An 11961-nucleotide genomic window follows, 5' to 3' on the forward strand; every position below is an offset into this window, starting at 1 on the left:
TCACCCTGCCAACCGTCAACTGCTACGGCTCGGTGCGTCAGCGTATCTGCACACACACGTCGCAGGTGCTCTCGTCGGGATATGATTCGAACCCCTCCGGGCCCACCTCGAAGCCTGCTTTCCTGCCCCACGCGTGTATCTCACCCCAGGCGGCCTGGATCTGGGGCACGTCCATTGGAAGATGCACCACTCCGTAGAGCGACGGACACAACGTCACGCTGTCGAACCCGTCGGGGACTGAATTGCCCTGCGGCAGCTTGGCGCCTGCCAGATACGTGAAGGCGCCTGACGACGAGTCGTAGCAGGCACACACGCCATAGAGAGGTTCGAGGCAGCACACGCCGAGCGCCTTCCGTAAAGCTTCGGCCTTTCCGGTCTGCCAGAACTCATCCCAGAACCGGGGTATCACATCCTTCGGCGCCGATACTGAAGTGCGAAGGGCGAAGCCTACGAACGTGATCTCGTCCAGTTGACGAACTTGGATCTCCCTGTCTGACCGGCTCTGATGACTTCGCAATCGGCCCACCCTGGCGCGCACTTCCTCGATGTGCGCTTCTGCCGCGACTCGCGGGTCTCTCAGCTCTATCATTCGCTTGCACGGGACCGAATCGCATTCCCCGCAGGCATCAAATCCTCTGTTCGCAGAGCACTCGAAAAGTTCACATGCATCGATGCCAACGTCCTTCGTCCATGAAGGCCTTCCCGCGACTTCAATGCATCCACCGCAGCTTTCTCCAAAAGCATCGCACTCGCTGCAAAGAAGACCACATACACTCAGCATCATCAGCGCCTCCCTTCATCGCATGGTGAGAATAGTTCCACACCGGTGCGAGTACACCTCTCACGTGTGCTCAGCCAGAGGCTATCTCGTTGCCCGCGGTGAAAGACCATGCCCACTCACTCCCCGCCTTTCGCATTGCATGTTCTGCGATGCCGGCAATCTCCGTCTTGCCGCGCCAGCCCCCGTTCGCGAGAGCAGCCCTGACCGCCTCGTGGCCGATATCGGCGCAGCGCGAGGCTTCCCGGAAACGGTTGATCGTTCCCTCGTCCTTGATCAGCCAAAGCCTGCCCACAGTAATGTAGAGATCGCGCTTCCCATCAGCATAGAGGAATGGGGCGGGTGCTTTGACGCCGTACGATACTATATGATAGTATATGATACAATAGCAACCGAACAGGAGGGGTTTGAGTGGCTTACACCAGCAATGATCGGCTTATGACCGTGTCCGAGGTGGCCGACTGCCTCAGGGTGTCAGTGCCCACAATATGGCGTTGGCTGCGACAGGGCAGCATCATGGGCATCAAGATAGGCAAGAGCCGAAGAATTCGTTGGAGCGAGGTGGTTCGGTTCGAAACCGGAGGAGCGCACCAGATCCGGGAGGTGCAGCCGACATATGGGTCTCCTCAAGACGATGCCCATCGCCTCTCCATGGTCGCGGAACTCCGCCGGCGCCTGCAGGCCACCGAAAGCCCGGATTATCCCGGCAGTTCTGCGTTGCTCGAGATCAGGCGGGAAAGAGCCGATAAGCTGTGGAACAAGCAAGACCAAGAATAGGCTGGAGGAGACTATACCGTGTCGGAGAGAGCGAGATTTGAAAGCTGCGTGTGCGTAGATGCAAGCCTGGTCGTAAAGTGGCTTGTGAGTGAGCCCGATTCCCTGCAGGCCCTCGACGTGCTGGAAGAATGGATGCGGCAGGGCGTCAGGATGATAGCCCCGTCCCTCATCGACTATGAGGTGGCCTCGGTGTTGCGAAAACTCGCAGCCAGGGGCAGCGTCAGCGTCGATGAGGCACGTCAGCGCCTGCACCTTTTCGAATCTCTTGCCATCCAGCACGTAAGTCCCCCCTTCCTCCTCAGGCGCGCCTGGGAGATGGCGAATCGCCATGGCCTGTACACCGTATATGACGCATCATATGCAGCCCTGTCTGAACTCACAGGAACCAGGCTGTACACGTGTGATGAAGCACTGATTTCAGCCCTGGGCTGGTCTCCCGATATGATCGTAAACCCCCTCGCCAAGGCCTGACCTGCATCCTGTGGGCGATGACCGATCTATCCCTTCGTGGTCGAATACAAGCCTTCTCTACTTGGGCACGATCCCATGAAACGGTGTTGACACGTGGAAAAGGATTAGCCATAATGGTGATGGACAATGTAACCGTTTTCAATATCAAGATACGGGAGCAGAAGCAGATGAAATACACCATCACGGATGTTGCTGATAGGGCCCGCGTGTCGGTGGCCACGGTTTCTCGTGTGCTCAACCACAAAGATACGGTCAAAGAGGAGACCAGAGATAAGGTCATTGCCGTGATCAAGGAACTCAGCTATACTCCCAACTTCGCAGCGAAGACGTTGCGCAACAACCTGATCAACACCATCGGCGTGATCGTGCCCGACATCTCGGCATCTTTCTATTCGGAGATAATCAAAGGCATCGAGAACAGGGCTAATGAGATGAGCTTCCGCCTGATAGTGTGCGACGCGCAGAACAGCAAGTCGAAGGAGAATGACCACATCAGGTTCCTATATGACGGCAGCGTGGATGGAATGGTGTTCGTCGTGCCCCAGGTTGCCGATGACGATTTGGTGCATCTCCACGCTGAGAACATGTCCATAGTGGTGTTTGGAAGGAACATGGAGCAGCACGGCATCCCTTCCATCACTGTCGATAACGTCTACGGGGCCTACCAGGCAGTGAGGCATCTATGCTCCCACGGCTTTGCCAGGGTGGCGTACATAGGCGGGATAGAGGCGGAGAACGACTACGACCACCGTGCGAGGCTCCACGGTTTCAAGAAGGCGCTTTCGGATTCCGGCATTGAAATCCACGATGAGTACATTGAGAACGGCGGTTACTCAGAAGAGGGCGGAAGCAGCGCTTTTGTACGTCTGATGAGCCTTCCAGAGCCCCCAAACGCCATCTTCTGCGCCAATGACGAAATGGCCCTCGGCGTGCTGCGGGCTGCGAAGAAGCGCAGCATCGACATACCCCGGCAGTTGGGTTTGATCGGTTTCGACAACATACGTATCTCTCAGTACACTAGCCCCGCTCTCACCACAGTGAGCCAGCCGACCTATAACATCGGCGTGCTCCTTGGCGAGCAGCTCATAGCGCATCTCACCGACAGGGAAAGGGGACGGAGGAACACCAATCTAATCCTGAGGCCGGAGCTGATTGTGCGTGAGTCGTGCGGTTGCTAGAGCCATATCATTTTCGCGAGTAATGAAACCGATACCAAAGGGAGGGATGACGGGGAAAACAGCGTGATGCGAGGCACTGATTCATGTGGCGGAACCGAGAACGCGAGAACTAATAGGGAGGTAAGTGGTGCATGATCAAACGGTTTGCGAGTCTCCTGGCGGTCATCTTCTTGATGGCCTGCCTGCTGACGCCCATGGGTATTGCCGCTGCAAAGGGCGCCGTATCATTCTGGGTGTACGAGCCCGAGCTGAAGCGGGAACAACTCGAGAAGGCAGTTGCGTTGTTCGAGCGCGAGACCGGTTATGATGTAGAGATCACATACATCCCCAAGAGCGATTTCAACACCAAGCTGAACACTGCCATCGCGACCGGGCAGGCCCCGGAAGTCTCATACCTCGATCAACCTCTGGTGCCGAGGTTCGCGGTGGACGGAATCCTTCTGAACCTCGATCCGTATGCTGACGGCAAGACCGGGATAGACAGGAGCAAGTACTATCAGGGCGCCCTGAACACAAACGTGGTGGGCAAGAAGCTCTACGGCCTGCCGCTCAATCAGACCTGCGTGGCGCTGTACTACAACCGAGACCTCATCAAGACCCCTCCCACCACCTGGGACGAGTGGATCGACATGGCCAAGAAGGTGTACAAGAAGGGCCAGATTGCGGCCATGGAAGTGCCCCCGGGCGGCGGCTGGGGCGCCTGGCTGTTCCCCGCCTTCGTGGCGTCGGCCGGCGGTCGGATGGTCAGTGACGACGAGACCAAGGTGGCATTCGATGAGCAGCCCGCGATAGACGCGCTCAAGCTGTGGCTGGAGATGAGGAAGTATTCTGACAAGGAAGTGCAGGATAGCGCTAACTCCTTCCAGAATGGCCTTGTGGCAACGAAGATATCCGGCCCGTGGGAGATAAGCGGGTTCCGCCAGAACTTCCCCAACCTCAAGTTCGGCGTTGCCCTGGTGCCGGCGAAAACTAAGGACGGCATCCACGCGTCCAACATCGGCGGCGAGAACCTGGTGATCTACAAATCGGCTAAGAACCCGCAGGCAGCATGGGAGCTGATAAGGTTCCTTACATACAGGCCGGAGAACGCCATCCTCTGCGCGGAGGTCACGGGCAATTTTCCTGTGCTTCTCGAGGCAGCACAGGACGACAGGTACCGCAAGGATGAGTCGCTCAAGGTATTCCTCAAACAGATGGAGACTGCTCAGGCCAGGCCGAGGATGACATCATGGCTGAAGATCAACGACGAAATCGTGGGCAAGGCGCTCGACCAGGCACTCTCGGGCGAACTCAGCCCGGAGGAAGCCCTAAAGCAAGCGGCCAAGAAGGCCAATCTGCTAATCCAGAGAGATAAGTAGACCGCAAGGCAAGTGGTCCCGGGGCGGGACATGAACATGGCGGAACGAGACGCGACGAGGTGGGGCTCAGTCGGGACTCGGACAGGACGTGACGGAGCGAGACGGGACCAGACAACCTGCCAACGCTCTCCTGGCTCGTCCCGACGGTCCCTCCTCGACCGCCGTCTCTGCCTAGCAGCTGATGATGGTCAAGGGAGGCGTGGCCCGCAATGCGTCCGGCAGCAGCAGCCAGCCCCAAGCGGACTGGGATTTTCGCCCTGCTCAAGAAGGAGAAGTACCGTGAATACATAGCGGGATATCTGTTCATAGCCCCGCTGATAGTATACTTCATCGTGTTTCAGATCACGCCAATGGCGATGTCGCTCCTATACAGCTTCACGGAATGGAACATGCGCACCAAGCCTACGTTCGTGGGGCTCCGCAACTATGTCGACCTTTTCACGAACACTCTCTTCTACCCGATGTTCTGGCCGTCACTTTGGATAACCCTCAAATACATCCTGATGATAACGCCCATCTCCCTTACGATACCCCTGCTGTTGGCGCTGATACTGAATACGAAGGTCAAGGGGCAGGCATTCTTTCGCACAGCGTTCTACATTCCCGTGGTCACCCCTGGCGTTGCCCAGGCGGCCCTCTGGAAGTGGATTCTCGACCCCAAATTCGGGCTCCTGAACGCGTTCATCAGGAATACCCCCTTGATAAACAGGCTCTTCTCAACGCACAGCTGGTTGAATGAGACCCGAACCGCCCTGCCAGTTCTCGCCGTCATGGGCGCCTGGGGCGGGCTGGGGTACAACATCCTGATTTACCTGGCCGGACTGAAGGCAATCCCAGATGAACTCTATGAATCTGCATACGTGGACGGCGCCAATTCCGCCAACACTCTCATCCACATAACACTGCCCATGTTGAAGCCGACGATCTTCTTTCTTCTGGTAACGGGCCTGATCGGCAACTTCCAAGTGTTTGACCAGATGTACCTGCTGACGGGCGGAGGGCCCAACGACTCCACGCTGTCGTACGTCTTGAGCCTATATAACCATGCTTTCAGGTACTACGAGATGGGAATCGCCTGCTCCATGTCGTACATACTGCTCAGCATAATCCTGATTATCACGCTGCTCAACTTCAAGTTCGTCCCGCAGACTATCGACGACTGAGGGAGGTGAGACGCAAATGGGCTACAGCAGGGTCAGAAGGCACGTGAACAGATTTCTCCTCTACTTCGTGCTGATCGTGACCACCGTGGTCATGGTAGGTCCGTTCGTGTGGCTCGTCCTTTCGTCGCTCAAGGAAAAGCAGGACATGTACAGCATCCACCCCACCCCCTTCGCACGGCGCAAAGACACGGGGAGGATCTACGTCACGTTCGAAAACTACACGGAAGCTTTCGACTTCCTCGACTTCCCGCTCTTGGCCAAGAATACTCTCATTGTGGCGATCATCAACACGTCGGTGAACCTCTTGCTCAACAGCATGGCAGGCTACGCCTTCGCCAGGATCAACTTCCCCGGGCGCGACAAGATCTTTAAGATAATGCTGATGAGCCTGATGGTTCCCGCCACCGTACTACTGATTCCCAACCTCCTCATGGTGAAGACTCTAGGAATGTACAATACGAAGTCCGCCCTGATATTCCCGTTCGTGATGTCGGTGTACAACGTGTTCATGATGCGCCAGTTCTTCATGGGCGTGCCGGCGTCCCTCGAGGAGGCGGCAAGGGTGGACGGGGCAGGAAGGTTCCGCACTTTCTTTCAGATCGTCCTGCCGCTGGTGAGGCCCGCTGTGGTAACGCAGGGCGTATTCACCTTCCTCTGGAACTACAACAACTTCCTATGGCCTCTCGTGGCGCTAATCGATAAGAAGAACTACACCCTCGCCCTGGGACTGGGAAGCCTCGTTACGGTGGGCAACACAAGATATCACGTGCTGATCGCAAGCTCAGTTGTAGTGGCCCTCCCGCTGATCGTGCTCTTCCTGATCTTCCAGAGATACATCGTGGAAGGCATCATGGCGGGGAGTCTGAAGGGATGATGAACGGTGCCGAATCGAGGCCAATCCCGATCGCACAGCCTCGTGGTCATTGCTGTTCCTCTGGCGCTGGCCTGCCTGATCACGCTGGGAACATGCTGGCCTGCCCGATGCGACCTCAGCATTGCCGGCTGCGGCAGCGACGGCGGCGAACGTAGCCACGGATGCGGCGATGGACACAGCATCGAACTCGAAGGAGGAAACGCAGCAGTGATAGGGCTTTCATACACGTCTGACTACGTGCTCTTCGACGGGGCGCCAACTTATCTTTGGTCTGGTGACTTCCCATACTACAGGCTCTCACCGTCCGAATGGGAGGACCGTCTGGTGAAGGTGAAGCAGGCGGGTGTGAGGTTCATCACCGCCTACGTGCCGTGGAACTTCCACGAGTACGAGGAGGGGAAGTTCGACTTCACAGGCAAGACGGGAGTCGACCGACGAGACTTGCTTCGGTTCATCGAGCTTGTTCGCGACAAGGGGATGTACCTCATCCCCAAGCCCGGCCCGTTCATCTGCGCTGAGGTTAGCCACGGAGGGATCCCTGACTGGCTCACGTCCGCCCACCCGGAGATAGTGATGAAAGATCAGTTCGGTCGGAACGTAGGATTCCGCCAGGACGCCAAGCCTCTGCCTGACTATCTGAACAAGGTGTACATGGGCTACGTGCGCAAATGGTATAAGGCCTTTGCAGACGCAGTGTCTGCCTATCAGTATCCTTGCGGCCCCGTGGTGGCGGTGCAGATCGAGAACGAGATCCCCTACAGCACCAGCGAACTTGCGAATCCATTCTCCTGGGGATACACCGCGGCTGTTGGCGGGCTCTACCGCGGCTGGGTGCAGCAACGCTACGGGAGCATTGCGGACTACAACCTCCTGCACACCACCAAATTCGGAAGCTACGCTGAGATCGCGCAGCCCAAGGAGAGGACGTGGGAATTCGACTCACTCCGGGGCTGGCTTGCCTTCCAGGACTGGGTAGCTTTCAAGGAATGGTATGGAGGCAGGGTTCTGACTGAGTACGGCAGCATGATGCGAGACTGCGGCATTAGGGCGCCCCTCTATCATGACGCCGGCATGCTCGAAAACGAAGCCCCGATGAGCTTCCGAGAGGCGTCGACCGCGATGTGGATCGGGGCGAACTTCTGGCTCCCGGTTCACCCCATGTACAGCCTCTACTCCTACGCCTGGGCGATGCGCAGGCTCAAGGAGCTCCGCGGCGCGCAGGCAGCGAGGCCTAGCATCGCTCCCGAGCTCAACTGGGGTTGGGGAAACGCCCGGGAGTACGATTTCCTCACCCGCTGCACCATGCCCTTCCTTCGAGGCACGAACGTGTACACCATCATCGATGCAGATAACGCCGGCACTATCGATGGACAGGTAGGCAGCCGGACGGTGAGCCAGAAATACAGCAACAACCCTGAACCCTACCCGGGAGGGGCCCCCATCGACGCCCACGGCGGGCTGAGGCCCGCCTACTACTCCCTCATAAGGCTAACCAGGTACACCGAGCGTGAAGCAAAGAACCTGCTCGCAGCGACCTCGCCGTCTGACATCGCCATGGGTTTCTACACCCCGTACAACTATCCGAAGGTCTACGCGAACTGGGCCAAGGCCGACGACTACTGCCTTCAATCAGCCTTCACTACCACGATTGGGGCTAACGAATTCCTGCAGAGTCTCACGGAAGGCTTCATCAAGCTGGACATGGAATATGACGCGGCGGACCTCGAGACGGCCTCGGTGGAGCAACTGCTCGAGAAAAAGCTCCTGATCGTTCTGAGCCAAGAAATGATGGACTCCGCCGTTCAGGATAGGCTGATCGAGTACGTCCGGCGCGGCGGCAAGCTCGTCCTGATGCCGTCGATGCCTGAGTATGACCTCGCCGCCAGAGGTTGCACGGCCATCAGCAGACATCTGCTGGCCGGCATCACGGTGCGCGGCACGAGGAAGTGCAGGATGCCTGAAGACGTCATGTGGGACGGCCTCGGCAGGCCGATCAAAGGGTCGTACATCGTCAACACTCTCGAGATCCATGAGGCGGACGAAGGCTCGGAGTATCGCGTGCGGGCGCGCGACGAGGCTGGAGAGCCCGTGGCAGTTGAACGAGACTATGGACTGGGCAAGGTCATATACATAGGCGCCTACTGCGTGGACGCCAGCCTCTTCTCCCTACTCGCCAAGGAAGAAGGGTGTGTGGACCGGTACGCCTACTCCAATGATCCTAACGTGGAAGTGATCCCCCTCGTAAACCAGTGCACCCACGACATATACATGTTCACCGTGAACCGGGCGAAAGAGCCAAAAAACGTGTGCCTGTCCTGCGTGGACGCCTTTGATCGCGGCCGGCTGGTACAGGTTGATACGGTCGTCGACGGCCTCAGCTGCTCTATACTGCATCTAAGGGACGGCGCCATCGTGAGTGCCTCCCTCAACGGTCGTTCCAGCGCCAGCTCTAGTTCCGGGGCCAGTGCTGGGGCCTGCCCCGCTCCCTGCACCTACGCCATCATCCCCGCCATCGGCGGCATCAAGTTGAGTGAAGCCAGTCAGGCCGACTTCACCTGGGAGTCGGCGAGCGAGCTAAGGTTCTCAGCCGACCGGGACACGGGGGTAGAGATCTACCTGGGGCAGTCTGCTGAAGGAAAGAGCATAAGAGTGTACGGCCCGCACGACGAGGCCGCACAATTCGAATTCGCCTCCTGCACCGTGAGGTTCCACTACGACACCAATCAGGGCCATGCGGACGAGTACCGCATCATGATGGGCGACTGACGACATAGGGCATATAGCAGACAACAAGTGGCACACAGCGGATGGCAGGGGGTTTTCAGTTGCGAGAAGCGAGCATGTCCGCAGGAGTCCTCATGCTAGGCGGGAAGAAAACGTTCCTTTTGTCGGCGGACTACCCGTACTACCGGGATAGAAAGGAAAACTGGCCTGACCGGCTTGCGAAGCTCAAGGCAGCCGGCATTGGCATCATAACCTTCTATGTTCCATGGCGGCATCACGCACTACATGCGGCAGACGGCGGGAGTCGGTTCGATTCTGATTACGATTCCGGCTTTCGCTTCGACTTCGCGGGCGTCACATCAGGCTCGCGCGACGTGAAGCACTTCATCGAGCTCTGCCGCGATATGGGGCTGTACGTCATAATCAAGCCTGGGCCTTTCGTACACGCGGAGCTCAACTACGGCGGGCTGCCCGACTTCGTGAACCCTCAGAATAGCAGCAAGACGGAGTACATGCTTGACCATGCGGGCGAAATGAGACTATGGCACAACCCGCTGCCCGCCCCCATGCAGGAGGAGTTCGCGACGATGGTTCGGGAATGGTTCGGCGCGGTGGACCGAGAGTTGATCCGCCCTAACCTCTTCCCTGACGGAAACGTCATCGCCATTCAGGTGATGAACGAGGGCATTTACTCCGACGGCCAGCGCTCGCCCATGGACTACGATTTTTCCCCGTCTTCGGTGCAGTTCTACCGTGATTTCCTCCAGACTAAGTACCAGACCGCATCAGCATTCAACTGGGCAAACGGCGCCTGCTACGGGTCATTTGCCCAGATCGACCCCCCGCGGGAATGGACCTGCCCTGAGAACCTCTCGGGCCTGCGAAGATACATGGACTGGTCCGAGTACCAGGCCGTTTACATGAAGAAGCTTCTCGGGGAATATGGCGGGTCCCTGACCAAAAGCGTCCCGCATCTCACAAACATGAACCCGCCCCTAAACGAGCCTGGCGGGACTGACTACTGGCTGAGCAGAGTTGAGCCCGAGAGGTGGGATAGCGTGGCCTACGGTCACACCAACTGGATTGGCGTAGTGTCGCACGATGACTCCGCCTTCCATCGCTACCTAACCCTCATAAAGCGGGCGCATGGCCCGAATCTCGAGGAGAACTGGAGCTTTTCCGATATCTATGATTCACGCTATCAGCACCCGGCGATACCTTTCTACCAGACCCTGCTTGCAGTCGCTGCGGGGGCGACCGGGTTTAACGTGTATACCGGAGTAGGAACCGCCCACTGGGACGACGATCTGGACCGTTTCCACCCGAAGCCCTACCCCGACTGCAGCCCCATAACCCATACCGGAGAGCTGACCGATAAGTACAAGGTCCTGCAGCTGCTCAGCGGGTACATTGGGCGGTTCGGTGAGGAGATACTGGAGTCTGCTACAGAGCAGGCAGTCGCTTACGGCCTCTACCTGCCATACGCTCATGTCGCCGCGTGGGCCCCCCATGCCGTCGACGGCGCCTCGGAGTTCTGGGGTCGCCACGGCCTGAACCCACCCAGGTGCGGATACAAGGGTCTCGAGGGGTTCCAAAGAAACATGCGCAGCGAAAACCTCGACTTCGGAATGGTGAACCTTCAAACGGCCGAACTACGAGCGCTTCTCGAGCACCGAGCGATCGCGCTGGTGGGTGGGTTCTTCATGGAACGATGCGTGCAGAGCAAGCTAAGGGATTACGTGGAATGTGGAGGGCAGCTGATCCTCCTGGGGGACATCCCGGAGTACGACGAGGAATTCGCCCCCTGCAGGGTTCTTTTGGACGAGGTGTATGGTCACAAGCGCGGCCTCAGGCTTGGCAACGCGCAGGTGGACCAGACGGGCGAGAAGTTGCCCTGGGTCTACACGCTTAGCGAGGTCATTGGCGAGGTTTTCTTCACCGTTCAAGGTCAGCCAGTGGCCTACAAAACGGCACGCAGAAGAGCGAAAGGCGCTGCCTACTATCTGGCCGGCAATCCCCTTGAGGCCGAATTCCCGAGGTCGGAGGAGTTCATGCACATCATCCGTGAGGCGACGGGCGAATACGGCATCGTCTGCAATGACCCGCGCACACAGGTATGGTGCTATCGTCACCCGGTCCGGGACGTTTCACACACATTCGTCTTCTCGAGGTCGGACGAGGTCATGTGGCACACAGCGCGGCTCCGGATCGGGCAGGCCGGCGGGCCCGGGGTAAGCCAGGAGCTGAGAATCAAGCTCCCCGCCAGGGGCGCAGCCGTCGTAAGGATGGAGAACGGCAGACTCTCTGCCTACCTCGCCAAAGGCATCAATGAATGCGAGAGAAGCCGGACGGCGGTGGAAGTGGAAGTCGACACGGACCTGGCCGCGAATGCGGGTGCGGAGTCCGGGCGGGATGTTCAGCGGGATGCTAAGCAGGATCCTGGGTGGGATCCTCGGCGAGATGTACGAAGGGATGCCCACAGGAATGAATCCCCCGGCGATGTGCTGGTGGTGGGGCTTTGACCCTGATTATCTGAAGCAGAGGCGGCGCGCACAGGCGCATGGGACTCGATATGGCAGGAAGGGGAAGGACACGTCTCTTGGCCGCGTCTCCTCCCCATCATCTGTGAGAACACGAT

Annotated in this window: 10 protein-coding genes; 8 read left to right on the top strand and 2 right to left on the bottom strand. The window is 58.3% G+C overall.

The window, feature by feature from the left end:
* Positions 1-37 precede the first annotated feature (37 nt).
* Positions 38-781, bottom strand: coding sequence for an effector binding domain-containing protein (locus VB144_10305; protein MEA4884024.1), 744 nt, complete (start codon positions 779-781; stop codon positions 38-40).
* Positions 782-851: 70 nt separating this feature from the next.
* Positions 852-1073 (bottom strand): hypothetical protein, encoded by a 222-nt coding sequence (locus VB144_10310; protein ID MEA4884025.1) that lies wholly within the window; start codon positions 1071-1073, stop codon positions 852-854.
* A gap of 116 nt (positions 1074-1189) precedes the next feature.
* Between VB144_10310 and VB144_10315 the strand changes: the two genes are divergently transcribed.
* The 8 genes from VB144_10315 (at position 1190) to VB144_10350 (ending at position 11845) form a co-directional block, all read left to right on the top strand.
* Positions 1190-1555 (top strand): helix-turn-helix domain-containing protein, encoded by a 366-nt coding sequence (locus VB144_10315; GenBank protein MEA4884026.1) that lies wholly within the window; start codon positions 1190-1192, stop codon positions 1553-1555.
* 18 nt (positions 1556-1573) lie between these two features.
* On the top strand, positions 1574-2026 hold the full coding sequence (locus VB144_10320; protein ID MEA4884027.1) for a type II toxin-antitoxin system VapC family toxin: 453 nt from the start codon (positions 1574-1576) through the stop codon (positions 2024-2026).
* Between the two features lie 113 nt (positions 2027-2139).
* Positions 2140-3204, top strand: a complete 1065-nt coding sequence (locus tag VB144_10325) for a LacI family DNA-binding transcriptional regulator (protein MEA4884028.1) — start codon at positions 2140-2142, stop codon at positions 3202-3204.
* Positions 3205-3335: 131 nt separating this feature from the next.
* Positions 3336-4562, top strand: a complete 1227-nt coding sequence (locus VB144_10330; protein ID MEA4884029.1) for an ABC transporter substrate-binding protein — start codon at positions 3336-3338, stop codon at positions 4560-4562.
* 209 nt (positions 4563-4771) lie between these two features.
* A complete protein-coding gene (locus VB144_10335; GenBank protein ID MEA4884030.1) occupies positions 4772-5725 on the top strand; it encodes a sugar ABC transporter permease in 954 nt (317 codons plus the stop codon).
* A gap of 16 nt (positions 5726-5741) precedes the next feature.
* Positions 5742-6599: a carbohydrate ABC transporter permease gene (locus VB144_10340; GenBank protein MEA4884031.1), complete on the top strand. Its 858-nt coding sequence runs from the start codon at positions 5742-5744 to the stop codon at positions 6597-6599.
* A gap of 207 nt (positions 6600-6806) precedes the next feature.
* Positions 6807-9365, top strand: coding sequence for a beta-galactosidase (locus VB144_10345; protein MEA4884032.1), 2559 nt, complete (start codon positions 6807-6809; stop codon positions 9363-9365).
* Between the two features lie 59 nt (positions 9366-9424).
* The gene (locus VB144_10350; GenBank protein ID MEA4884033.1) at positions 9425-11845 is read left to right on the top strand and encodes a beta-galactosidase; all 2421 of its coding nucleotides are present in this window, start codon (positions 9425-9427) and stop codon (positions 11843-11845) included.
* Positions 11846-11961 lie beyond the last annotated feature (116 nt).

It is taken from the genome of Clostridia bacterium (genome assembly GCA_034926675.1).
Taxonomy (GTDB): Bacteria; Bacillota; DTU025; order DTU025; family DTU025; genus JAYFQW01.